17 protein-coding genes, 1 tRNA gene and 2 riboswitches are annotated in these 25,090 nt (G+C 64.4%); of the genes, 12 read left to right on the top strand and 6 right to left on the bottom strand.

The genetic code is table 11. The annotated features are described in order from the left end of the window. Positions 1-187 precede the first annotated feature (187 nt). Positions 188-2,434, top strand: a complete 2,247-nt coding sequence (locus P9239_RS18525) for a primosomal protein N' (RefSeq protein ID WP_309753457.1) — start codon at positions 188-190, stop codon at positions 2,432-2,434. A gap of 25 nt (positions 2,435-2,459) precedes the next feature. Here P9239_RS18525 and P9239_RS18530 read toward each other — a convergent pair whose 3' ends face one another. Beyond that, entirely contained in the window at positions 2,460-2,621 is a 162-nt protein-coding gene (locus P9239_RS18530) for a hypothetical protein (protein ID WP_309753459.1), read from the bottom strand. Positions 2,622-2,916: 295 nt separating this feature from the next. Between P9239_RS18530 and putA the strand changes: the two genes are divergently transcribed. Continuing rightward, the gene (gene putA, locus P9239_RS18535) at positions 2,917-6,846 is read left to right on the top strand and encodes a trifunctional transcriptional regulator/proline dehydrogenase/L-glutamate gamma-semialdehyde dehydrogenase (RefSeq protein WP_309753461.1); all 3,930 of its coding nucleotides are present in this window, start codon (positions 2,917-2,919) and stop codon (positions 6,844-6,846) included. A gap of 98 nt (positions 6,847-6,944) precedes the next feature. Beyond that, the gene (locus P9239_RS18540) at positions 6,945-8,093 is read left to right on the top strand and encodes a branched-chain amino acid ABC transporter substrate-binding protein (protein WP_309753463.1); all 1,149 of its coding nucleotides are present in this window, start codon (positions 6,945-6,947) and stop codon (positions 8,091-8,093) included. 91 nt (positions 8,094-8,184) lie between these two features. Here the strand turns inward: P9239_RS18540 and P9239_RS18545 are convergent, their stop codons facing one another. Beyond that, complete coding sequence (locus P9239_RS18545; RefSeq protein ID WP_309753465.1) at positions 8,185-9,879, bottom strand: thiamine pyrophosphate-binding protein; 1,695 nt, start codon at positions 9,877-9,879, stop codon at positions 8,185-8,187. Positions 9,880-10,159: 280 nt separating this feature from the next. Between P9239_RS18545 and flhF the strand changes: the two genes are divergently transcribed. The 3 genes from flhF to P9239_RS18560 are packed head-to-tail and all read left to right on the top strand — an operon-like array spanning position 10,160 to position 13,561. Then, positions 10,160-11,899 (top strand): flagellar biosynthesis protein FlhF, encoded by a 1,740-nt coding sequence (gene flhF / locus P9239_RS18550; RefSeq protein ID WP_309753467.1) that lies wholly within the window; start codon positions 10,160-10,162, stop codon positions 11,897-11,899. Continuing rightward, positions 11,892-12,809, top strand: a complete 918-nt coding sequence (locus tag P9239_RS18555; protein WP_309753469.1) for a MinD/ParA family protein — start codon at positions 11,892-11,894, stop codon at positions 12,807-12,809. Before flhF ends, P9239_RS18555 begins: the two co-directional genes overlap by 8 nt. Positions 12,810-12,829: 20 nt before the next feature. After that, entirely contained in the window at positions 12,830-13,561 is a 732-nt protein-coding gene (locus P9239_RS18560; protein WP_309753471.1) for an RNA polymerase sigma factor FliA, read from the top strand. Between the two features lie 242 nt (positions 13,562-13,803). Here P9239_RS18560 and P9239_RS18565 read toward each other — a convergent pair whose 3' ends face one another. Continuing rightward, the gene (locus P9239_RS18565; RefSeq protein WP_309753473.1) at positions 13,804-14,886 is read right to left on the bottom strand and encodes a GGDEF domain-containing protein; all 1,083 of its coding nucleotides are present in this window, start codon (positions 14,884-14,886) and stop codon (positions 13,804-13,806) included. 612 nt (positions 14,887-15,498) lie between these two features. Here P9239_RS18565 and P9239_RS18570 point away from each other — a divergent pair. Beyond that, positions 15,499-15,888, top strand: coding sequence for a very short patch repair endonuclease (locus tag P9239_RS18570; RefSeq protein ID WP_404989715.1), 390 nt, complete (start codon positions 15,499-15,501; stop codon positions 15,886-15,888). Between the two features lie 23 nt (positions 15,889-15,911). Beyond that, positions 15,912-17,309: a DNA cytosine methyltransferase gene (locus P9239_RS18575; protein WP_309753476.1), complete on the top strand. Its 1,398-nt coding sequence runs from the start codon at positions 15,912-15,914 to the stop codon at positions 17,307-17,309. Here the strand turns inward: P9239_RS18575 and P9239_RS18580 are convergent. Continuing rightward, positions 17,274-18,011, bottom strand: coding sequence for a hypothetical protein (locus tag P9239_RS18580; RefSeq protein ID WP_309753477.1), 738 nt, complete (start codon positions 18,009-18,011; stop codon positions 17,274-17,276). The two genes, P9239_RS18575 and P9239_RS18580, sit on opposite strands and share 36 nt — an antisense overlap. 309 nt (positions 18,012-18,320) lie before the next feature. After that, a tRNA-Arg gene (locus P9239_RS18585) sits at positions 18,321-18,396 on the bottom strand. Between the two features lie 288 nt (positions 18,397-18,684). On the opposite strand from P9239_RS18585, the gene P9239_RS18590 reads away from it, so the two are divergent. Beyond that, on the top strand, positions 18,685-19,599 hold the full coding sequence (locus tag P9239_RS18590) for a c-type cytochrome (protein ID WP_309753479.1): 915 nt from the start codon (positions 18,685-18,687) through the stop codon (positions 19,597-19,599). 18 nt (positions 19,600-19,617) lie between these two features. Here the strand turns inward: P9239_RS18590 and P9239_RS18595 are convergent, their stop codons facing one another. Then, on the bottom strand, positions 19,618-21,705 hold the full coding sequence (locus tag P9239_RS18595) for a UvrD-helicase domain-containing protein (RefSeq protein WP_309753480.1): 2,088 nt from the start codon (positions 21,703-21,705) through the stop codon (positions 19,618-19,620). 230 nt (positions 21,706-21,935) lie between these two features. Between P9239_RS18595 and P9239_RS18600 the strand changes: the two genes are divergently transcribed. The 3 genes from P9239_RS18600 to gcvT all read left to right on the top strand — a co-directional run bounded on the left by P9239_RS18600 (position 21,936) and on the right by gcvT (position 25,072). Further along, positions 21,936-22,982 carry an oxidoreductase gene (locus P9239_RS18600; protein ID WP_309753482.1) on the top strand — a complete coding sequence of 349 codons (1,047 nt, stop codon included), beginning with the start codon at positions 21,936-21,938 and terminating at the stop codon, positions 22,980-22,982. A gap of 43 nt (positions 22,983-23,025) precedes the next feature. Beyond that, positions 23,026-23,451, top strand: a complete 426-nt coding sequence (locus tag P9239_RS18605; protein WP_309753484.1) for a hypothetical protein — start codon at positions 23,026-23,028, stop codon at positions 23,449-23,451. A gap of 137 nt (positions 23,452-23,588) precedes the next feature. Then, positions 23,589-23,689: riboswitch (glycine riboswitch) on the top strand. Between the two features lie 7 nt (positions 23,690-23,696). Then, a riboswitch (glycine riboswitch) is annotated at positions 23,697-23,827 on the top strand. Positions 23,828-23,947: 120 nt separating this feature from the next. Further along, positions 23,948-25,072, top strand: coding sequence for a glycine cleavage system aminomethyltransferase GcvT (gene gcvT, locus P9239_RS18610; protein ID WP_309753486.1), 1,125 nt, complete (start codon positions 23,948-23,950; stop codon positions 25,070-25,072). The last annotated feature ends 18 nt before the right edge of the window (positions 25,073-25,090 follow it).

The raw sequence follows: 25,090 nt of genomic DNA on the forward strand, positions 1-25,090 counted from the left end.
CATTGTTTGCGGCGGCCCGCGCCCGACTTCTCAACAAAGTTATCCACAGGGCTGTGGAAAGCGGCGGAAAACTAAAAATAATCGGCAACTTATCGGCGACTTTGACGTTTTACTTTAACTGTCGCCGCAAAGGGCTTGCACTGCCGTGGCGCGCCCGAATCGCGGGCTTCCACAGGCGCTTTGCACAATGACGGACGTGTTCGTGCGCGTCGCCGTCGACCAACCCATGCCTGTGCTGTTCGACTATCGCTACGCGCTGCCGAGCGAACCGCTGGTCGGCGCGCTCGTGGAAGTACCGTTCGGCAGGCGCGATGTCGTCGGGCTGATCTGCGAAGTCACCTCGACCACGGACGTGCCGCCGAACAAACTGCGCGACGTGACGCGCATCTGCCGCGAATGTCCGCCGCTATCCGCGCAATGGATCGCGCTCGCGCATTTCGCGGCGGATTACTATCAGCGCGGTCTTGGCGAAGTCGCGCTGCCGGCTCTTCCGCAAGCCCTGCGCGATGCGTCGCGCTGGGACAGGCTGCTTGCCGTCGACGAGCGTTTCCGGCTTCTGCCGGCTGGCCGCGACGCCCTTCCAGACGCGCTCCCCGCGCGCGCCCACGCGCTGCGCCGTCTGGTCGAAGCGCTCGCGGCGCAGGAATTGTTGAGCCTGTCCGACGCCCGCGCGCTGCATCCGAAGGCTTCGGCTACGTTCGAAGACTGGCTCGCGCGCGGCTGGATCGAGCGCGCGACGCCAGGCGACGAACGCACGCTGTCCGACGCGCCGCCGTCGCCGACCGGCACGGCGCCGCTTCCCCAACTCACCGAAGAGCAACGCTACGCCGTCGATGCCATCGCGGGCGCGCAGAGTTTTGCGCCGTTCCTGCTGCACGGCGTCACCGGCAGCGGCAAGACCGAGGTCTATCTTCACGCGCTGGCGGCGCTGCTCGCGGCGCAGCCGGACGCACAAGCGCTCGTCCTCGTCCCGGAAATCAATCTCACGCCGCAGTTCGAGGCCGCGTTCCGTCAGCGGTTCGCCGCGCTCGCGCCGGATTCCATCGTCACGATGCACAGCGGGCTGGCCGAAGGCGAGCGCGCGCGCAACTGGCTTGCGGCGCACAGGGGCAGCGCGCGCATCGTCCTCGGCACGCGTCTCGCCATCCTCGCGTCGATGCCCGGCCTCGCGATCATCGTCGTCGACGAGGAACACGATCCCGCCTACAAGCAGCAGGAAGGCTTGCGCTATTCGGCGCGCGATCTGGCGGTATATCGCGCGAAGCAGCTCGAGATTCCCGTCGTGCTCGGTTCGGCGACGCCGTCGCTCGAGACCTGGTGGCAGGCAGAGCAGGGCCGCTACACGCGCCTCACGCTGACACGGCGCGCCGTGGCCGACGCGGTGCTGCCGACAGTGCGATTGATCGATCTGGAGGAAGAGCACCGGCGCGGCCGGGCGTCGGTCGAAGGGCTGTCGGGGCCGCTCATCGCGGCGTTGAAATCGCGGCTGGAGCGCGGCGAGCAAAGTCTCGTGTTCTTGAATCGACGCGGCTACGCGCCGATCCTCTCCTGCGACGCCTGCGGCTGGGTCGCGGGCTGCCCGCGTTGCAGCGCATATGCGGTGCTGCATAAGCCCGAACGCGCGCTGCGGTGTCACCACTGCGGCTGGGAATCGCGCATTCCGAAGTCGTGCCCGGATTGCGGCAATGTCGATATCGCGCCGATGGGCCGTGGCACGCAGCGCGTCGAGGAGACGCTCGCGAGCGTGGTGCCGGGCGCGCGGGTGCTGCGTATCGACGCCGACAGCACGCGCCGCAAGGGCAGCGCGCAGGCGCTGTTTTCGGACGTCCACGCGGGCGAGGTCGATATTCTCGTCGGCACGCAGATGATCGCGAAAGGACACGATTTCCGGCGCGTGACGCTCGTCGGCGTGCTGAACGCGGACACGGCGCTTTTCTCGCACGACTTCCGCGCGAGCGAGCGGCTCTTCGCGCAGCTGACACAGGTCAGCGGCCGCGCCGGCCGCGCTGGGCTGCCCGGCGAAGTGCTGATTCAAACGCGCTATCCGCGTCACGCGCTCTATCTCGCGCTATCGCGGCAAGACTACGTGGGATTCGCGAACGCCACGCTTGCCGAGCGACGCGACGCGCGCCTGCCGCCCTTCGTGTATCAGGCGATGCTGCGCGCCGAAGGCCGCACGCTCGAAGCCGCGATCGCGTTCCTCGAAGAAGCCGCCGCCGCGTTCGCGCCGTTGCCCGGCGCGGACCGCGTGACCGTCTACGATCCCGTGCCGCTGACCATCGTGAAAGTGTTCAACGTCCACCGCGCGCAACTGCTGCTGGAAAGCGGCTCCCGCGCCGCGCTGCAATCGGCGCTGCGGGCGTGGCAGCCGGTGCTGCGCGCGCTGAAAGGCGTGCTGCGCTGGAACGTGGAAGTGGACCCGCTCGACGTCTGATCGCGGCGGCCTAGCCCGCCGTTCGTCACACTTTCGCGCGCGAGGCCTCCGCGCCCGCGCGAACCGGCGTCGCCTCGTCGCGCGTGTCGTCGACATGATGCGTACGCGACGACGCGCCCCGCACGAACAGCACCACGCAAAGCGCGAACATTGCCCAAACCCCGACCACCACCATCCACGTGCTCATGTTGTCGTTCCCCGTAGCTGCTTTTGTAGCGCCGGACGGCGCGCATCGCTTTATATCGGCAGCGGCGGTGCATTTACTTAGGGGTTGTCCCAAAAATCTTGAGTTAGGGAAACTACTAGGCGATTTCCGCCATCGGACAAAGATAGGCAAAACGGCGGAAAAGCCTGCCGCGTAAGGGATTGAGCGCGGTGCAACCGTCTCGAAAATGTCGGTTGCACCTTTTAAATCAGCGGGGTACGATTCGCCAACTTTTAGGTCCCTGGCCGGGTAGGCACGACCGGCAAACGAAGGAAATATGGCGAGCACAACCCTTGGCGTCAAAGTCGACGATTTGCTGCGGTCCCGGCTGAAAGACGCCGCCACGCGGCTCGAACGCACCCCGCACTGGCTCATCAAGCAGGCGATCTTCGCGTATCTGGAGCGTATCGAGCACGGCCAACTTCCGCCGGAACTGTCGGGCGTGAACGGCACGTCGGAAATGAGCGATGCCGCGACCGTCGAAGGCGACGAAGACGGCGCGCCGCATCCGTTCCTCGAATTCGCGCAGAATGTGCAACCGCAATCCGTGCTGCGCGCGGCGATCACGGCGGCGTATCGCCGTCCGGAGCCGGAGTGCGTGCCGTTTCTGATCGGTCAGGCGCGACTGCCGGCCACCGTCGCCGCCGACACCGAAAAGCTGGCGACGAAGCTCGTCGAGACGCTGCGAGCGAAGAGCAAGGGCGGCGGCGTCGAAGGTCTGATTCACGAATTCTCGCTTTCGAGTCAGGAAGGCGTCGCGCTGATGTGTCTCGCCGAGGCGCTCTTGCGCATTCCCGACCGCGCCACGCGCGACGCGCTGATCCGCGACAAGATCAGCAAGGGCGACTGGCGTTCGCATATGGGCCAGGCGCCGTCGTTGTTCGTCAACGCCGCGACGTGGGGCCTGATGATCACCGGCAAGCTCGTGACGACGAATAGCGAAGCAGGTCTCTCGTCGGCGCTCACGCGCATGATCGGCAAGGGCGGCGAGCCGCTGATCCGCAAGGGCGTCGACATGGCGATGCGCCTGATGGGCGAGCAGTTCGTCACCGGCGAGACCATCTCCGAAGCGCTCGCGAACAGCCGCAAGTTCGAAGCGCGCGGTTTCCGCTACTCCTACGACATGCTCGGCGAAGCCGCGACGACGGAAGAAGACGCGCAGCGCTATTACGCGTCCTACGAGCAGGCCATTCACGCGATCGGCAAGGCGGCGGGCGGGCGCGGCATCTACGAAGGCCCGGGCATTTCGATCAAGCTGTCCGCGCTGCACCCGCGTTACTCGCGTTCGCAGCAAGAGCGCACGATGAGCGAACTGCTGCCGCGCGTGCGCGCGCTGGCGCAACTCGCGCGCCGCTATGACATCGGCCTGAACATCGACGCCGAGGAAGCCGACCGTCTCGAGCTGTCGCTCGATCTGCTCGAAGCGCTGTGCTTCGATCCCGAACTCGCGGGCTGGAACGGCATCGGCTTCGTGGTGCAGGCGTATCAGAAGCGCTGCCCGTTCGTCATCGACTATCTGGTGGATCTCGCGCGCCGCAGCCGTCATCGTTTGATGATTCGTCTCGTCAAGGGCGCGTATTGGGATACCGAAATCAAGCGCGCGCAAGTGGACGGCCTCGAAGGCTACCCGGTCTACACGCGCAAGATTTATACGGACATCTCGTATCTCGCCTGCGCGAAGAAGCTGCTCGGCGCGCCGGACGCGGTCTATCCGCAATTCGCGACGCACAACGCTTACACGCTCTCGGCCATCTATCACCTCGCGGGACAGAACTACTATCCCGGCCAGTACGAGTTCCAGTGCCTGCATGGCATGGGCGAGCCGCTGTACGAAGAAGTCACCGGCCGCGACAAGCTCAACCGTCCGTGCCGCGTCTACGCGCCGGTCGGCACGCACGAAACGCTGCTCGCGTATCTGGTGCGGCGTCTTCTGGAGAACGGCGCGAATACGTCGTTCGTGAACCGCATCGCGGACGAATCGGTTCCGGTGAAGGATCTCGTGCGCGATCCTATCGACGAAGCGCAAGCCATCACGCCGCTCGGTGCGCCGCACGCGAAGATTCCGCTGCCGCGTCAGCTGTACGGCAACGAGCGCCTCAATTCGATGGGCCTCGACCTGTCGAACGAGCATCGGCTGGCGTCGCTGTCGTCGGCGCTGCTCGCGAGCGCGAATCATCCGTGGCAGGCCGTGCCGATGCTCGAACGCGACGATCCGCACAACGGCGTCGCGCGCGAGATCCGCAATCCGGCGGATCATCGCGATGTGGTCGGCACCGTGGTGGAAGCGTCGCCGCAACAGGTGAGCGCCGCGCTCGCGAACGCGGTGGCCGCCGCGCCGATCTGGCAGGCGACGCCCGTGGAAGACCGCGCCGATTGCCTCTCGCGCGCTGCCGACCTGCTCGAAGCGCAGATGCATACGCTGATGGGCCTCGTCGTGCGCGAAGCGGGCAAGTCGCTGCCGAATGCGATCGCCGAAATTCGCGAAGCCGTCGATTTCCTGCGCTACTACGCGTCGCAGATTCGCGCGGAGTTCTCGAACGACACGCATCGCCCGCTCGGTCCGGTGGTGTGCATCAGCCCGTGGAATTTCCCGCTGGCCATCTTTATGGGTCAGGTCGCGGCCGCGCTCGCGGCGGGCAATCCGGTGCTCGCGAAGCCTGCCGAGCAGACGCCGCTGATCGCCGCGCAAGCCGTGCGCATTCTGCGCGAAGCCGGCGTGCCGGCGGGCGCGGTGCAACTGCTGCCGGGCGATGGCGAAACCGTGGGCGCCGCGCTCGTCGCCGATGCACGCACGCGCGCCGTGATGTTCACCGGCTCGACGGAAGTCGCGCGCCTCATCAACAAGACGCTGTCTGAGCGCCTCGATTCGGACGGCCGCCCGATCCCGCTGATCGCGGAAACCGGCGGCCAGAACGCGATGATCGTCGATTCGTCCGCGCTCGCGGAACAGGTCGTCGCGGACGTGATGCAGTCTTCGTTCGATTCGGCCGGTCAACGCTGCTCGGCGCTGCGCGTTCTCTGTCTGCAGGACGATGTCGCGGACCGCACGCTCGACATGCTGACCGGCGCGATGAAGCAGCTCGCCGTGGGCAACCCGGATCGCCTGTCGGTGGATGTCGGTCCCGTGATCGACGCCGACGCGAAGCGCAGCATCGACGCGCACATCGCGGCGATGCGCGAGAAGGGCCGCAAGGTCGTGCAGCAGCCGCTGCCCGATGCGTGCGCGCAAGGCACGTTCGTGCCGCCGACGCTGATCGAGCTGGAAAGCATCGACGAGCTGAAGCGCGAAGTGTTCGGACCGGTCCTGCATGTGGTGCGTTACCGCCGCGCGTCTCTTGATAAACTCCTCGACCAAATTCGCTCGACGGGGTACGGACTCACGCTCGGCATCCATACGCGCATCGACGAAACCATCGCGCATGTCATTCAGCGCGCGCACGTGGGCAACATCTACGTGAACCGCAACGTGATCGGCGCCGTGGTCGGCGTGCAGCCGTTCGGCGGCGAAGGTTTGTCGGGTACGGGTCCGAAGGCGGGCGGCGCGCTGTACTTGCAGCGCTTGCTTGCCAAGCGCCCGACCGGCTTGCCGAAGTCGCTTGCGAGCACGCTGGTCGTCGATGAAACGCCGTCCGCCGATACGCCGGCCGCCGCGCTCACCGCATTGCGCGACTGGGCCATCGGCGAACGCGATCCGCAGACGGCCGCGCGTTGCGACGGTTATCTGCAACATGTGCTCGCGGGCGCGACGGCGGTGCTGTCCGGTCCGACGGGCGAGCGCAATACGTACACGCTGAGCGCGCGGGGCACGGTGTTCTGCGTGGCATCGACGGTAAGCGGCGCGCGCGCTCAATTCGCCGCGGTGCTCGCGACGGGCAACAAGGCGCTCTTCGCGGGATCGGCGGGCGAGCAACTGGTGGCATCGCTGCCGCCCGCGCTGAAAGCGCATGCGTCGGTGAGCAAGGATCCGGCAGCCGGTTACGATGCCGTGCTGTTCGAAGGCGACAGTGACGAACTGCTGTCGCTGGTGAAGGAAGTCGCGAAGCGCCCGGGACCGATCGTGTCGGTGCAGGGCGTCGCGGCGGGCACGTTCGCCGACGCTGGCCACGACGGCGAAGACTACGCGCTCGAACGTCTGCTGACGGAACGCTCGGTCAGCGTGAACACGGCGGCGGCGGGCGGTAACGCGAATTTGATGACGATCGGTTGAGACTTGCGGCGCCCGGTTAAGACAAATTCAAAACAAACGGCAGCAGGCACGGCGATCCCGGCAAAAAGCTGCCATCCACACTGGTATTAGGAGAAGCTATGAAGCACACGATGACCAAGCTGGCAGCCGCCATGACGCTCGCCGGCCTGTCGTTCGCGGGGACCGCATTCGCACAGCAGGCAGACGAGGTGAAGGTCGGCTTCGCGGGCCCGATGACCGGCGCGCAAGCCCACTACGGCAAGGACTTTCAGAACGGCATCACGCTCGCGGTCGAGGAATTCAACGCGACGAAGCCGGTGATCGGCGGCAAGCCGGTTCGCATCGTGCTGGATTCGGCGGACGACCAGGCCGACCCGCGCACGGGCACGACCGTCGCGCAGAAGCTCGTGGACGACGGCATCAAGGGTATGCTCGGCCACTTCAACTCGGGCACGACCATTCCCGCATCGCGCATCTACGCGAACGCCGGCATTCCCGAAATCGCGATGGCCACCGCGCCGGAATACACGACGCAGGGTTTCAAGACCGCATTCCGCATGATGACGTCCGACACGCAGCAAGGCTCGGTCGCGGGCGAATTCGCGGTGAAGAACCTGAAGGTCAAGAAGATCGCCATTGTCGATGACCGCACGGCATACGGCCAGGGTCTCGCCGACCAGTTCGAGAAGGCGGCGAAGGCGGCGGGCGGCACGATCGTCGATCGCGAATTCACGAACGACAAGGCTGTCGACTTCAAGGCGATTCTGACCAAGATCAAGTCGATGAACCCGGACCTCGTGTACTACGGCGGCGCGGATTCGCAGGCTGCTCCGATGGTCAAGCAGATGAAGACGCTCGGCTTCCGCGCGCCGCTGATGGCGGGCGAAATGGTGAAGACCGACACGTTCGTCAAGATCGCGGGTGAGTCGGCGGAAGGCACGGTGGCATCGCTCGCCGGCCTGCCGATGAACGAAATGCCGGGCGGCGCGGCATACGAAGCGAAATACAAGAAGCGTTTCAACGAAGACGTGCAGACGTACTCGCCGTATGCCTACGACGGCGCCATGGCCATGTTCACCGCGATGAAGGCGGCCAACTCGACGGACCCGGCGAAGTACCTGCCGCTGCTGGCGAAGACCGACATGCAGGGCGTGACGACGAACCACCTCGCGTACGACGCGAAGGGCGATCTGAAGAACGGCGGGATCACGCTGTATAAGGTCGTCGGCGGGAAGTGGACGACGTTGCAGAGCGTGGGCGGGAAGTAAGGCTAGTCGCAAAGCTAGAGAAGGACGGCCCGGCGCGTGTAGTGCGCGGCGGGCCGTTTCACTTGGCCCTCGCAATCGAGGACTCAGGCGCTCACCGCCTCCCCTGCTCCCGCACCTGCTCGAGCGTCGCCCCCGGCGTGCTCTGATCCTGCGGGATGCGAATCTCGATCACCGCAGGCAGTCCCGAACTCACCGCGCGTTCGAACGCCGGCATGAACTGGTCCGTCGCCTCGACGCGCTCGCCATGCGCGCCGAACGCCCGCGCATACGCAACGAAGTCCGGGTTCGTCAGCCCGGTGCCATGCACGCGATGCGGATAGTGCCGCTCCTGATGCATGCGGATCGTGCCGTACTGCGCGTTGTTCACCACCACGAAAATCACCGCCAGTCCGTATTGCATGGCCGTCGCGATCTCGTGGCTCGCCATCATGAAGCAGCCGTCGCCCGCGAAGGCAATCACCGTGCGCTCCGGATAGAGCGACTTCGCCGCGATCGCGGCCGGCACGCCGTAACCCATCGCGCCGCTCGTCGGGGCGACCTGCGAGCGGAAGTGCCGGTACGCGTAATGCCGATGCAGCCACGTCGCGTAATTCCCCGCGCCGTTCGTCAGAATGGCATCGGCGGGCAGACGCTCCGAGAGCGTGCGCATGAGCTCGCCTAACTGAACGTCACCGAGCATCGGGCGCGGCTTGCGCCATTCCAGATACGCGGCGTGCGCGGCTTCGGCGCTTCCGGTCCAGGGAATCTCGGCAGGTGGTTCCAATAAAGCCAGAAACGACGCGATCTCCGGCATCCCCGATACGATCGGCAGATCCGCGCTATAGACGCGCCCCAATTCCTCCGCGCCCTGATGAACGTGGATGAGCGTCTGCTTGGTCTTCGGGATCTCGAGCAGCGTGTAGCCGCCCGTCGTCGATTCGCCCATGCGCGGGCCGAGCACGAAGAGCACGTCGGCGTCGCGCACGCGGGCGGCCAGCGCCGGATTGATGCCGAGGCCCACATCGCCCGCGTAATTCGGATGCTCGTTGTTTAGCGTGTCCTGGAAGCGAAACGCGCAGCCCGCCGGCAGTTTCCATCGTTCGATGAAGCGGGCGAAGTCCTGCGTGGCCGCTTCGGTCCAGCCGCTGCCGCCCGCGATCACGAACGGCTTTTTCGCATTCGAAAGCAGGTCGCGCAGCCGCTCCATCTGCGCGGGCGCGGGCGACGCGGCAACGCGCTGGTAATGCGGCGCGGGCGGCACGGCTTCGCACGCTTCGGTCAGCATGTCCTCCGGCAGCGCGAGCACGACCGGCCCGGGGCGTCCCGCCGTCGCCACGTGAAAGGCGTGACTCATGTACTCCGGCACGCGGCGCGGATCGTCGATCTGCGCGACCCACTTCGCCATCTGCCCGAACATGCGGCGATAGTCGATCTCCTGAAACGCCTCGCGATCCATATGGTCGCGCGCGCATTGGCCGATGAGCAGGATCATCGGCGTCGAGTCCTGATACGCGGTGTGCACGCCGATGGACGCGTGCGTCGCGCCCGGCCCGCGCGTCACGATGGCGACGCCCGGACGTCCAGTCAGCTTGCCGACCGCTTCGGCCATGTTCGCCGCGCCCGCCTCGTGACGGCACACGATGGTCTGGATCTGCGCGGTCTCGTCGTGCAGTGAATCGAGGACGGCAAGAAAGCTCTCGCCCGGCACGCAAAACACGCGCTCGACGCCGTGATGCACGAGCGCATCCACGACAAGGCGCGCGCCGGTGGTCTGACTGGAATGGGCGGGGGAAACGTCGGAGGTCATGCGGTCAAGTCTCCTGTTGGCACTGGGCGTTTGGCCCCACAGCTTACGCCGCCACAACGCCCCGTGTCCGCCGATAAGCGGAATCTTTTCCCGTCCCGACGCAGCCGCGAGCTTCCGGCGTCGTCCATCAGTCGAAATACCCCTGTTTCTCACCCTTTATCCCGCAATAGGCGATAGGGCTTCTTCGCAATAATGGCTTCACTGAAAAGCGGACGCCCTAAGTCATCCGGCAGCGCCCGCCTCGCAAAGATCGCAGTCTCATACCTCATCGGGGGCAAGTTTGAACATTCGTAAATTCATTGGCGCGAATAGCCGCGACGCACTGCGCCAGGTTCGTGAAGCCCTCGGCCCCGATGCCGTCGTGTTGTCGAACCGCACGCTGGACGACGGTTCCGTCGAGATCATGGGCGTCGCGGACTACGATCTCGCATCCATTTCGCCCGCTGCGCACGAACAGGCGCCCGCCGCATTCCCGAGCGCCACGCCGCGCGCCGCGCTCGCGCAAGCCGCAGCCGCCGTGGCCGCGAAGCAATCCGCCGCGAATCCGTATGCGAGCGGCGACGTGTTTTCCTCGGTGTTCGGCGCGAATCCGGAAGCGGAAGCCGATATCGCGGATCATGACGCCGCACGCGAAACGCACGCCGACGAAGCGCCGCGCACGATGGCCGATTCCAATCCGTGGCTCATCGAGCACGCGCGACGCATCGCCGAGCAGGCCGCGACGCCGTCGAATCGTCCGCTGACGGCATCCGCCGCAATCGCTCGCGGTCTTGGCGTGCCGGTGGCGCCGAAGGCCGCAGCGGAGAAAGCTGCGCAAAAGCCGCAAGAGACGCAACGCGCGACACGTCAGCCCGCGCAGTCGAAAATCGACACGCCCGAGTGGGCGCGCGAAGCCGCGCAAGTCGCCGCTCGCCGCGCCGCGCACAAGATCAACGCAGGCGCGCCGCAAGCCGAGGCAGCGCCTGACAATGCGGTCGATGGCCTGCCCGCCAACGCGGCGGCCGTCGTCACGGAAGCAATCCGCCAACGCATGGAGCAAGTCGTCAACGAAACGGTGATGCACGAGCTTTCCTCCATGCGCGAGATGATGGAAGAGCACTTCTCCGGTCTCCTCTGGGGCGAGCGCCAGCGCCGCAGCCCGGGCAACGCCGGCCTCACCAAGCGCCTCTTCGCCGCCGGTTTCTCGGCGCAACTCGTGCGCATGGTTGTCGACAACATGCCCGAGATGGAAAGCGCCGAGCACGCCATGGAATGGGTGCAGCAGGTGCTCGAATCGAACCTGCCGGTCATGGCGAACGAAGACGCGCTCATGGAACGCGGCGGCGTCTTCGCGCTGATGGGCCCGACGGGCGTCGGCAAGACCACGACCACCGCGAAGCTCGCCGCGCGCTGCGTGATGCGCTTCGGCGCGAGCAAGGTCGCGCTGCTCACCACCGACAGCTACCGGATCGGCGCGCACGAGCAACTGCGCATCTTCGGCAAGATTCTGGGCGTGTCGGTTCACGCGGTGAAGGACGCCGCCGACCTGCAGCTCGCGCTCTCGGAACTGCGCAACAAGCACATCGTGCTGATCGACACCATCGGCATGAGCCAGCGCGATCGCATGGTGTCCGACCAGATTTCGATGCTCTGCGGCGCGGGTCATCCGGTGCAGCGCCTGTTGCTGCTCAACGCGACGAGCCACGGCGACACGCTCAACGAAGTGGTGCAGGCCTACAAGAGCGCGGCCGATCAGCCGCCGCTCGCGGGCTGCATCCTGACCAAGCTCGACGAAGCAACGAATCTCGGCGGCGTGCTCGATACCGTCATCCGCTACAAGCTGCCGGTGCATTACGTGTCGACCGGGCAGAAGGTGCCGGAGAACCTGTACGTCGCGACAAAGCGTTTTCTGATCAAAAGCGCGTTCTGCATTCCGCGCGAGGGCTCGCCGTTCGTGCCGCAGGACGACGAAGTGCCGGCACTGCTGTCCGCTCTGTCCGCGCGCGCCACCACCGAACTGCATGAGGTCCGCTTTGGATAAGTTCGTGCTCGACCAGGCTGAAGGCCTGAGAAGGCTGCTCACGCGTGGCGGTTCGCGCGTGGTGGCGGTGGCGGGTGGACCGGCGGGCATCGGCTGTACGTCGGCGGTCGTGAATCTGGGCGCGGCGCTGTCCGTGCATGGCAAGGACGTGCTCGTGATCGACGAGCGCCAGAACGCGGGATCGGTGACGCGCATGACTGGGATGTCCGGCGCGGGCGCGCTCGCCGCGGTCATGTCGGGCCGCGAGGCGCTGCAAGACGCCGTGACGCGCACGCCGTTCGGCTTCTCGCTGATCGCCGCGCCGCGCGACGAACGCATCAGCCACGACGTTGCGCAGTGCCGAGCGCTGCTCGACGGACCGGCGGACATCGTGCTGATCGACGCGCAACTCGATCGATACGGCGCGCTCTCGTCGCTCGCGGCGCAGGCGCATGACTTTCTCATCGTGACGCGGGTGGCCGCGTCCGCGATCACCGAGGCGTATGCGTGCATCAAGCGTCTGCACTACGCCCATGCGATCGGCCAGTTCCGCGTGCTCGTCAATCACGTGCAGAACCCGGCTGACGCGGCGGTCGCGTTCGACAACCTGTCGGGCGTCGCGAGCCGGTATCTGGCCGTGTCGCTCGTGCAGGCAGGGTATGTGTCCGAGGATGCGCGCGTCACTCGGGCGAAGGAGCTCTCGCGCTGTGCGGTGGAAGCGTTCCCGGCGACAGCCGCGGCGCGCGACTACCGGCAGATTGCGGCGGAGCTTCTGCATTGGCCGATGCGTCCCGCGCCGTCTGAGCGCGAGACGCAGGTCCGGAATGACGCGCGGTTTTCGGTTGGCGAGGCTGACAAGGGCGGACGGGACACGGGGCGCATGGCGTCGATGTTTTCCAGTCATGCATTGACCAGTACGGCGTCGATGTGATCAAGATTAAGGTGACTCAGATGTACAACGCCCAAGGCAAACTCTCACAGTCGGACGTTCTGACGAAATATGCGCCGCTCGTTCGACGGCTGGGACTTCAGCTCGTCGCCAAGATGCCGGCGAGCGTCGACCTCGACGACCTGATTCAGGCCGGCATGATCGGCCTTCTGGATGCGGCGAGCCGCTACAAGGAAGATCAGGGTGCGCAATTCGAAACCTACGCGAGCCAGCGCATTCGCGGCGCGATGCTCGACGAACTGCGCGCCAACGACTGGCTGCCGCGCAGCATGCGCAAGACGTCGCGCGAAGTGGAATCGGCGGTGCACAAGGTCGAGCAGAACCTCGGCCGCGCCGCGAGCGAGACCGAGATTGCCGAGCACATGAAGCTGCCGCTCGACGAGTATCAGTCGATGCTGCAAGACCTGCACGGCAGCCAGCTGATCTATTACGAAGACTTCGACCGCTCCGCCGACGACGAGCCGTTCCTCGACCGCTATTGCGTCGACCGTTCGGACCCGCTGTCCGCGCTGCTCGACGACAGCCTGCGCGGCGCGTTGATCGAAGCCATCGACAAGCTGCCGGAACGCGAGAAGCTCCTGATGAGCCTCTACTACGAACGCGGCCTGAACCTGCGCGAAATCGGCGCGGTGATGGAAGTGAGCGAATCGCGCGTGTGTCAGCTGCATAGCCAGGCGGTCGCGCGTCTGCGCGCCAAGCTGCGCGAGCAGTCGTGGACGAGCGTCGAGGCGTGACGCGCTAGCCGGCCTCGAAGTCTCGCGCTTCGGCGAACACCGTTTTGCCGATGCCGAGGCTTTTCGCGCGATACATGGCGCGGTCGGCGGCGCGCAGCACGGCGTGGATGTCGGCGGGACGCGTTAGCCGGCCTCGAAGTCTCGCGCTTCGGCGAACACCGTTTTGCCGATGCCGAGGCTTTTCGCGCGATACATGGCGCGGTCGGCGGCGCGCAGCACGGCGTGGATGTCGGCGTGACGCGCTAGCCGGCCTCGAAGTCTCGCGCTTCGGCAAACACTGTTTTGCCGATGCCGAGGCTTTTCGCGCGATACATGGCGCGGTCGGCGGCGCGCAGCACGGCGTGGATGTCGGCGTGACGCGCGTCGGCGGTGCTCGACAGCATGCACGCGCCGATGCTCGCGGAGACCGAGACGGCCCGCCCTTCCACCGACGTGATGGACGCGAGCGCGGCGTGAATGCCTTCGGTGATGGCGAGCACGGCGGAGCGGTTCTGCGCATGATGCGCGAGCACCACGAACTCGTCGCCGCCGAGGCGCGCCACGGTGTCGCTATTGGGCATGCGGCGGGCGAGCACGTCGGCGAACTGCTGCAACAGCAAGTCGCCAATGGCGTGGCCGTAGGTATCGTTGACTTCCTTGAAGCCGTCGAGGTCGATCAGAAGCAGCGCGGTGTCCTGCGCTGCGGCCTCCATCGTGCGATTGACGATGTGTTCGAGCGCGTAGCGGTTGGCGAGGCCGGTGAGCGGATCGGTCGATGCCTGGCGCGCGAGATGGCGATTGGCATTGCCGAGACGATCGACGAGCACGGTCAGGTACACCGATGCCGCCAGCACGCTCAGCGCGAGCCCGAGCGCAGCGGACAGGTTCGCGTTCCACCACGGTTGCCACAGCGCGAGTGCGGCGATCACGGAGATGGCCGTCGCGCTCGAGACGGCGAGCGTGCGCTTGCCGTAGCGGCAGCCGGAGCCGATCAAAAACCAGAACACCACCCACAGGAGCGGCAGCGCGCTGTCGCCGCCAGCGGCGAGCGCCGCGCCGACGAGCGCCTGATCGGCGATCGTCGTGATCATGAGCCGCTTCGTCGATGGCGACGCCATGCGGCTGACGATGAGCAGCGTGACCGCACCGTACAACACATAGAGCCCGACGATTTGCGCAACCAGCGACGCATCGCGCGACGGAAAGCGCCACGCATAGCAAGCGTAGGCGAGGAGAACGACGGCGCCCAGCACGACGCGCAGCGTGGCTTGTTCGCGTTCGGGATGCCGAAGCGCCGCCCACGCGAAGGCATGAGGCCAGCGTGGCGGGTGGTGGGCGTGCTGCATGTGAACCCCTGGTTTTTTCTTTTGCTTTGTGCTCGCGCGGCCGCGATGGACGCGGTTGGCCGTAGGGTTAACGGCAGAGTGCGTGCGGGGCTTGAGTTTCGTGGGGGGATTGTCGTTGATGCGACAGATGTGCGACTTGGCGCGCCCGGCTGGGATCGAACCAGCAACCCCTGCCTACGGAGAAGTCGCGACGAACTGCGAGGTCGTCGGCTGCGAGGCAGGCTGCGTTACCTTTGAGCCTCGGTGGAGGAAAGGCCGACAGGTTAGAACGATTAAACATCGCAGGTAGCCTGTTTAAACGCCGACTTCGACATCACCTTGCTTGTTGTGGGCTATGGTTCGGCTCATACCGACGCGACAATGCAACTCTACGACTTTCGCTCGGCCGCGTTAACTCCGGCACCGGGCAAATTGATGGCCTGTCATTTGCTTACTCACAGGACTCAACGCCCCGTCTCAATTAGTGCTGGGCACCCTGGGCTGTTCCCACATAGCGTTATTAAGTGCTGCGCTCCTGTCGGGTTGTCCTCGACGGACCGGCCGGACACTCGCTGGTGACTTCGCAACCCCAAGATGGTAGACACTCGGACTCCCGCTCAGCGCAGCAAGATCATGCGCGCCGTTCGCACAAAGAACACAGGGCCGGAACTGCTCGTGCGAAGGACGCTGCACCGACTGGGATATCGGTATCGTTTGCACGTTAAGGAGCTTTCGGGATCGCCGGACATAGTGTTCGCCGGCAGAAAAAAGCTAATCTTTGTGCACGGTTGCTATTGGCATGGTCACTTCTGCAAGAAAGGCGCTCTTCCGAAGTCCGGTCTTCAGTACTGGGCCCCCAAGATCGGAGCTAACCGGCTGCGGGACGAAGCAAATATTCGTTCGTTGACGGCTGATGGATGGGCGGTTTTGACGCTGTGGCAGTGCGAACTCAACGATGCAAACTGGTTAGAGACGAAGCTTATCTCCTTCCTCGGAGCCCCGAAAATTCGATCGACAACTTGACCGCAATCCGGTAGGATTCCGTCTTGGATATTTCGCTTGAACAGGGGAAGAGATTGACGATGAGCCGACCATTAGGTATTGATTTGTTCGCGGGTGCTGGCGGCCTATCGCTCGGGTTCGAACAAGCAGGCTTTGACGTAGTCGCTGCCGTCGAGATCGACCCGATTCATGCCGCGGTCCATGAGTTCAACTTCCCTCACTGTGCTGTGATCCCGCAAAGCGTCGAGCATCTTACGGGTTCGCAAATCCGGAGTGCTGCCGGCATCGGCAAGCGGAAGATCGACGTAGTCTTTGGAGGCGCTCCTTGCCAAGGGTTCTCGCTTATTGGGCAACGCGCTCTCGACGATCCGCGCAACGCACTCGTCCGACACTTTGTTCGCCTCGTACGTGAATTGGACGCTGAGACATTCGTTTTCGAGAACGTCAAAGGCATCACGGTGGGGAAACATGCACAGTTCCTTCAGGAGCTAATCGACGAATTCTCGAGCATCGGCTATGAGATTCGCCTTCCTTGGCGAATCCTCAATGCAGCGCACTTCGGCGCGCCGCAACATCGTGAACGTCTCATCCTGATGGGGTGCAAGAGAGGTCGAAATCTTCCGACCTATCCGGAGCCAATGTTCCGCCCCGCTGGCTCGCGTGCTGATTTACCCACGCTTCCTGAGGGGCCGTCTTGCTACGACGCACTGGAAGATATTCCCGACGCGGAACAGTTCCCGGAACTCAATAGCTCGGATTCAGTGAGAGTGAAGTGGGGCAAGGCCAGCGCTTACGCGAGGCCTTTGCGCGGTTTGATTCGTGCTGATTGGGATTTCTCGTACAAGCGTCAGTTCAACCCGGGCTTGCTGACGAGTAGTATGCGGACTGATCACACGGAAATTTCTCGTCGAAGGTTCAAGGCTACGGGCGAAGGGGAAGTCGAGCCGATTTCACGTTTCTTTAAACTTCCGAGCTCAGGAGTAAGTAACACGTTGCGCGCTGGTACCGATAGCGCCCGCGGCGCCTTTACCTCCCCCCGGCCAGTGCACTACAAATACGCGCGCTGCGTGACCGTGAGAGAGATGGCGCGCCTGCATGGATTTCCGGACTGGTTTCGCCTGCATCAGACGAAATGGCATGGAGCCCGGCAGATCGGAAACGCAGTGCCTCCGCCGCTTGCTCGCGCAGTGGCCGCCCAGGTAATGACCGCCCTTGGTGTGCAACCTGTCGTACCGGACGAAGAGATGGAGCTTGGCAATAGCGGGCTGCTGCGAATGGACATGGGGCAGGCAGCGAACCATTTCGGCGTACCTGTAGTCATCGGCAAACGTGACAAGAAGGGAGCGCCGAAGCGTAAGCAATGGGACGAAAGAACTACGGTGCGCGTGCCTGCTGAACAGCTGGTGCTATATCCCTTTGACGCTGGGACAGAGCTCGTATGACGCTTCTTCTGCGAGTTCAAGTGCAGTGAAGTCCGCTAACTCGTCGCGCCTAACGGCCTTGAACTCTGCAATGTAGATACCTGAGGCCACGGAAGTCATTGCAATAGGAACGACAAGATCAGTATTCGTCTCGCTAAACGCCGCCTTGACCTGTTGGATCACTTGCTCCTCTAATATTCGCTGATTCTTCTTCTTAGCCTCAGCTGTAATGATCAACTGCTGCACGTCGCCGTTTTCATCGACATAACTTGCCGCGAACAGCGCATCGACCTCGCAAAGTCTGAGCTTGATCCCTATCTGCAAATGGTTCAGCTCAATAACTTTGAGAGGGGAGCGCAGTGCAAAGTGAGTCTCTACAACCGCCAGTTTCACTGCGACTTGAATAAGGTAAGTCTCGTCATCTCTTCCGAGCGCCTTGGTCGCTAAAGGCATTGAGATGCTCTGTATCCTATGCGACCAGACGCCCTTGTGCCAGCCGAATCGATTTGGAAACGGTTCAATCTGACCAGGTTCATACGGCACGAACTCGAAAACGTTCCCGTAGCCCGTGACCTGTCGACCTCCATAGCGAAGCTGCTTCAGTCTCTCGGGCCACATGTTGGATGCGCCGTGACCACGGATGATGTCCTTCATAAAATTCGCCGGATTTTTCTCGGACAGTGTTGAGCCTTTGTTTTGTCTGCACCAGAGAATCGCCTTCACAACATCATCGTTAGTGACTACGCTTCGAGACAGCGACCTGGTTGCTGGGTTCCAAAGTGTGTCGAAGATGCGGTCGATGACGTCTGGTTTTTGAGATCGCGCCATTTTCTAGCCCTTGCCGGCGAGTTGTAGACGGGCGCTACTTTATCAAGTGTTTGTCACACGCCGCCTGGCGGGCCAACCCAGCGTCTGAATACGCAGTCATGCGGCGATGCCAAATCGGGCTAGCGATTAGCGAGACACTCCAACGCGCCGTCTCGCCTCAACGGCCGAGAAGCGGTAGACGCGGAACGGAAGCTACTTGTGCTTTGGCGCGCCCGGCTGGGATCGAACCAGCAACCCCTGCCTTCGGAGGGCAGTACTCTATCCATTGAGCTACGGGCGCTTCGGCGGGAAGCCTTGCGAGTGGGTGCCAGAGACGGCATGCAAGGCCCATGCGAATCCGAGAGGATACCCGGTTTCGGCGAATCCGTCCATCGCGCGGGGTTGGACGCCGCGCGCGAAGCCTCACACGATTCGGGTAAACGCCCGCGCCACCGGCCCCGCCGCCCCGCGCCTTCCGTTAAGCGTTCCGTCTATAATCGTCCGTGCCCTCGGCGACGCAGGGCCGAAGCGGTAGCTGTCACGCTGTCACTGAACCGACTCACCTAAAAAAACGGGAGACGAGACAAGCATGAGCGAAGCACCCCACGGAGCCCCGATCAAGACACCCGGCCAACTCATCGCGGCGGTTATCGCGGGGTTCGGCATTCCCGTCGCCATCATCGTTCTGCTTGCGGTCTACGTCGACAACACGACGCGCACCGGCGCGGGCACCAATCTCGACGCATCCGTCGAACAGAGAATCGCGCCGGCCGCGCAAGTCAATATCCGCGACGCCAACGCGCCGCGCGTCTACAAAACCGGCGAGGAAGTCTTCAAGGCCGTGTGCTCGGCCTGTCACGCCGCTGGCACCGCCGGCGCGCCCAAGTTCGGCGATGCCAGCGCATGGGCGCCGCGCATCGGCGAAGGTTACGACACGCTCGTCCACAACGCACTGAACGGCAAGGGCGCGATGCCCCCGCGCGGCGGCACCAGCCCCGACGACTACAGCGATTTCGAGATTGCGCGCGCCGTCGTCTACATGGCGAACAACGGCGGCGCGAAGTTCGACGAGCCGGCGCAGCCCACGCCGGGCGCTGCGGCATCGGCATCGGCGCCGTCGTCTGCTTCCGCGCCGGCGGCGGCTTCCGGCGCAGCGGGCGCCAGCTCGACCGAAAACGCCCAAGCCGCAGCCGCCGTCGCGGCACTCGCTTCCGTGCCGCAGGCGGCATCGGCTCCGGCGGCGGGCGCGCAAAGCGCCGATGCATCCCAAGCCGGCAAGGCGCTCTACGAACAGGTCTGTCAGGCGTGCCACGCGGCGGGCGTGCTCAACGCGCCGAAGTTCGGCGACAAGGCCGCTTGGGCGCCGCGTCTCAAAGACCCGATGGACACTATCTACAACTACGCGCTGCACGGCAAGGGCGCGATGCCGCCGAAGGGCGGATCGAACGCGTCGGATGCCGACGTAAAGGCCGCCGTCGATTACATGGTGAACGCCGCGAAGTAACGCGAGAACGCAGAAGCGTTAGTTCTTCTGCAACATCGCCTTCAGCATCGCCATGCGATCTTTGGGCGAGAGTGGCGCTTCTTCGGGCGTCGGCGGCGGGGCGTCGTCGAGCAGCATCTCGGGGATGAAGCGCGACGGCTCGCATACCACCGTCTCGCGCGCGCGCTTTCGCTTCTTGCACCAGTTCAGATGCAGGCTGCGCTGCGCCCGCGTGATCGCCACGTACATCAACCGGCGCTCTTCCTCGATGCGCGCGTCGTCAATGGGCGCGTCGTCGTCCGAGCCGCCGCGATGCGGCATGATGCCTTCCTCGACGCCGACCAGAAAGACGTGCGGATATTCGAGTCCCTTCGACGCATGCACGGTCGAAAGGCGCACTGCGTCGGGGTCTTCGTCCTTGCCTTCGAGCATCGACATCAGCGCGACGGTCTGAATCAGCCCGAGCAGGTTCTTGCCTTCGTCGGCGAGACCGTCGGCGGTATCGAAGCCCGTCTGCTCCGCTTCAGGCGATGCCTCGGGCTTCGTGCCCTTGCGCTTCAGCCATTCGAGAAACTCCAGCACGTTCTGCCACTTGGATTGCGCCTGCCGCTCGTCGAACGCGTCGTAGAGATACGCTTCGTAGTGGATGGCTTCCATCATGTCGTCGAGCACTTCGGTCGCCGGATCGCGGCCCGCGCGGTCCGACAGGCGGCGAATCCACTCACAGAATGTGCGCAGCGGTTCCACCTGCCGCGCCGAGAGCCGCGCCTCGATGCCGCCCATGAAGACCGCTTCGAACAGCGACACCTTCGCCGCGCCCGCGAACGCGCCGAGCGCCTCCAGCGTCGTGTTGCCGACGCCGCGCCGGGGCGTCGTGATGGCGCGGATGAACGCGGGATCGTCGTCGGGATTCGCGATCAGACGCAGATACGCGATCAGATCCTTGATCTCCGCGCGGTCGAAAAACGACTGTCCGCCCGAGAGCACATACGGGATGCGCTCGCGCCGCAGCACTTGTTCAAAGATGCGCGCCTGAAAATTGCCGCGATACAGAATGGCGTAATCGCGAAACGCCGCGCGCCGCTCGAACTTGTGCGCCGACAGACGAAACACGACGGACTCGGCCTCGTGCTCTTCGTCATTGCAGCCGGTCACGGTGATAGTGTCGCCCATGCCGTGCTCGGACCACAGCTTCTTCTCGAACAGCTTCGGATTGTTCGCGATCACGTTGTTCGCCGCCGTCAGAATGCGCACCGTCGAGCGATAGTTCTGCTCCAGCTTCACCACATGCAGCTTCGGAAAGTCCTTGCTCAACTGCGCGAGGTTTTCGAGCGTCGCGCCGCGCCAGCCGTAGATGGCCTGATCGTCGTCGCCGACCGCCGTGAACGCGGCGCGCGGACCGGCGAGCAGCTTCAGCAGTTCGTACTGGCAGGCGTTCGTGTCCTGATACTCGTCGATCAGCAAGTACCGCAGGCGGTTCTGCCACTTCTCCCGCACGTGCTCGTTTTCCGCAAAAAGCTGCGCGGGGCGCAGGATCAGATCGTCGAAATCGAGCGCCTGATACGCGTGCAGCGTCGCCGCGTAGCTGCGGTAGACGATCGCCGCCTGATGCTCGTCCTCGTTGCTCGCGAGCACGGCGGCCTGATTGGGCGAGACCATCGCGTTTTTCCACAGCGAGATGATCGACTGAATCTTGCGGATCAGCCCTTTGTCCGTGGTGCCGAGCTGCTCCTGAACCATGCCGAAGCAGTCGTCGGCATCCATGATGGAAAACTGCGGCTTCAGGCCGACGTGCTCCGCTTCCTGCCGCATGATCTGCACGCCGAGCGAGTGAAACGTGCAGATGGTCAGCTGATTGACCGGCACTTTGCGGCCTTCCTTGCCGGGCGTCGTGAGTGTCTTGCCTTCGAGCAGCTTCGCGGTGCGCTCGCGCATTTCGAGCGCGGCCTTGTTCGTGAAGGTGAGCGCGGCAATGTGCTTCGGCTCGAAGCCGCGTCCTTCGATCAGATGCGCGATTTTCTGCGTGATGACGCGCGTCTTGCCGCTGCCCGCGCCGGCGAGCACGAGACAGGGACCATCGAGATAGCGCACCGCTTCGCTTTGGGCGGCGTTGAGACCTGCGGACATCGTTCTGGACTTTGGCGAGTGTGGCGAGCGGCGCACGGAGCAAACCGCGCCGCTGATTGAACTGCGAGAACCGCCGCGCAACCCGTTGATCGCACGGCAAATTCGAGAGCGCGATGTTAACACGATAGGCCGCGACGGGTTTTGGCCCCCGTTCGCTTGTGGATGGCGGCTCTGGCCGTGCAAGCCCGTGCCACAATATCCGCCCGATTCACGACAGGATGATCCCTTCCATGAGTTCAGCATTGAAAGTCGGCCTGATGGGCTATGGCCTGGCCGGTGCGACGTTCCACGCGCCCGTCATCGAGCATTGCGGCCGCGCGAAGGTCGCCGCCATCGCGACGAGTCAGGCCGAGCGCGCGCTCGCCGACTATCCGGATGCGCGCATCGTCGCGGACTTCGATGCGCTCATCGCGCTCACCGACGTTCCGTGCGTCGTCATCGCCACGCCGAACGACACGCACTTCGACCTCGCGCACCGTGCTTTGTCGGCGGGCAAACATGTGGTCGTCGACAAGCCGGTCACGCTGTCCGCCCGCGATGCGCGCACGCTCGCCGATCTCGCCGCCGAGCGCGGATTGCTCTTCGCGCCGTTTCACAATCGCCGCTGGGACGGGGATTTTCTGACGGTGCGCACGCTGATCGAAAGCGGGCGGCTCGGGCGCATCACGCATTACGAATCGCATTTCGACCGTTTTCGCCCGAAAGTGCCGCAGCGTTGGCGCGAAGAAGCGGCGCGCGGCGGCGGTTTGCTGTTCGATCTGGGGCCGCATCTGATCGATCAGGCGCTGACGCTGTTCGGCGCGCCGCAGACGGTGACGGCGTTCGTGAAGGCGCATCGCGACCACGCGCACGCGCCGGACTACGTGCATCTCGTGCTCGGTTACGCGGACAAGGAAGTAGTGCTGCACGCGAGCGCGCTGGCGGCGCTGGAGCCGCCGCGCTTTTCGATTCACGGCACGCGCGGCAGCTATGTGAAAACCGGCCTCGACGTGCAGGAAGACCAGCTTCGCTCCGGCATGCGGCCGGGCAATCCGGAATTCGGCAAGAATCCGCCGGGCCTCTTGCGCGAAGTAGACGGCGACCACGATCTGCGGCATCAGTTCGCGACGCGCGATGGCGCTTATGTGGAGTTTTATCGCGCGCTGGCGGCGTCGGTGACCGACGGCAAGCCGTTTCCGGTGACGCCGCAAGATGCCGTCGATGTGATGACGGTCATCGAGCTGGCGATGCAGAGCGAGCGGGAAGGGCGGAGGGTGGCATTTGAGCGGCTAACATGAGCGCCGCGCTCATCTTCGCTCTGTCCTCAACGCCTAACAACCAATGCCTGAACTGAACTTGGAATCTCGTAAAACGCCGCGACCGCATGGCTTATCAACTTGCCAGCGCAAGACGCGAAACATCGTTTCCTGCGCTGCAGTCTCGCTGGCCCTATTCGGCTTGTTCTGCGTGCCGGTGAGCTATGGCGCGGGTCATCGACTACTTGCCGCGCCGGTGATTGCCGGAAGTTTGCGGGGCAGCGATGCTGTCCTGCAATGGGCGCCGGTGAAAGGCGCGGAGACGTATGACATTCAATGGAGTCGGGACGGCGAGAGCTGGGAGAACGAAGCTCGGGAGACAACGACGAACTGGAGCCCGCGTAAAGGCTTCGTGACGGGGGCGATCTACTTTCGCGTACGCGCGTGCGACGGGGCCGGGTGTGGTCAGTGGAGTCGACCGTTAGAAAGCGAAATCGCCTATCCCCTGTAGCGACTGTTCGTCGTCCGCGTTCTCTTCTTCAAAGTTCCGCCGACGACAGCGAAACGTCGGGCGCGCGGGCCGTCAAAAAGCGCGAAGTCCAACACCCGAATCCGTTTGACAACCCCATTCCCCTCGCGTAAATTCTGCCGCACGCGTCGGGAGAGCGCGTGGCGTCGCGCGAGCGAGCGCCGCGCCGCCGAAGGGGCACACCCACAAACTCTCAGGCAAAAGGACCGGCCGCGTCGAGGATACATTCCTCGCACTCTGGAGAGCGGCAACGGCACGCATCGAGCCAGTTGCCCACCGAAGGGGCGCGCGATGGACCCGCAAGCACACACTTGCGAATCCGCGCAATCTCTCAGGTACCGAGGACAGAGGGGTCACGCATCGCAACCGCCTGGCGGGTCGATGCCTTGTTTACGCTGCATCGAGCCGCGAGCAAGGCGACCATCCGGAGGCGAAAGCGCGTTGCGTGGCCTTTTTTGCTCCGCGAACCGAGGCCCCGATGACCGAACTTCAACACACGCCCTTGCACGCCGCTCACCTCGCGCTCAACGCGCGCATGGTCGATTTCGGCGGCTGGGACATGCCCGTCAACTACGGTTCGCAGATCGACGAGCATCGCGCCGTGCGCACCGACGCCGGCATGTTCGACGTGTCGCACATGCGCGTCGTCGATTTCGAGGGCGACGCCGTCCGCGCGTTCTTCCGCCACGCGATCGCCAACAATGTCGACAAGCTGACCACGCCCGGCAAGGCGCTCTACTCGTGCCTGCTGAAAGAGGACGGCGGCGTGATCGACGACCTCATCGTCTATTACTTCTCGGAAACGCGCTTTCGCGTGGTCGTGAACGCGAGCACGGCGGACAACGACATCGCGTGGTTCGGGAAGCTGAACGCCGACGGCAACTTCAATCTCACGATCACGCCGCGCCGCGATTTCGGCATCATCGCCGTTCAAGGGCCGAACGCACGCGAAAAGGTGTGGAACGTGCTGCCGGACACGCGGGCCGGGACCGAAACCATCAAGCCGTTCAACGCCGTCATGTTCCCGTCCACCGAATACGGCGAACTGATGCTCGCGCGCACCGGCTACACGGGCGAGGACGGCTTCGAGATCGTCGTGCCGGCTGCGAGTATCGAGAAGCTGTGGACCGCGCTCTTCGCCGCGGGCGTCAAACCGGCGGGCCTCGGCGCGCGCGACACGCTGCGGCTCGAAGCCGGCATGAATCTCTACGGTCAGGACATGGACGAAACCGTCTCTCCGCTCGACGCAGGCCTCGCCTGGACCGTCGACCTAAAGACGCCGCGCGATTTCGTCGGCCGCGCGGCGCTCGAGGCGAACGGCTCCAAGGCGAGCTTCGTCGGGCTCGTGCTCATCAAGGAAAACGGTCGTGCGGGCGGCGTGCTGCGGGCGCATCAAAAGGTCGTGACGCCGCACGGCGAAGGCGAGATCACGAGCGGCACGTTTTCGCCGTCCATGCAGGAGTCGATTGCGTTCGCCCGCGTGCCGACGGCCGTCGCGCCGGGCGATACGGTGCAGGTCGTCATCCGCGACAAGCAAGTTCCCGCGCGCGTGGTAAAACTTCCGTTCGTGCGCAACGGCAAGGTGCTAGTCGAACTGGCATAACGTGGTTGCGCCCGTTTC

Source organism: Caballeronia sp. LZ062, from assembly GCF_031450785.1.
GTDB lineage: Bacteria > Pseudomonadota > Gammaproteobacteria > Burkholderiales > Burkholderiaceae > Caballeronia.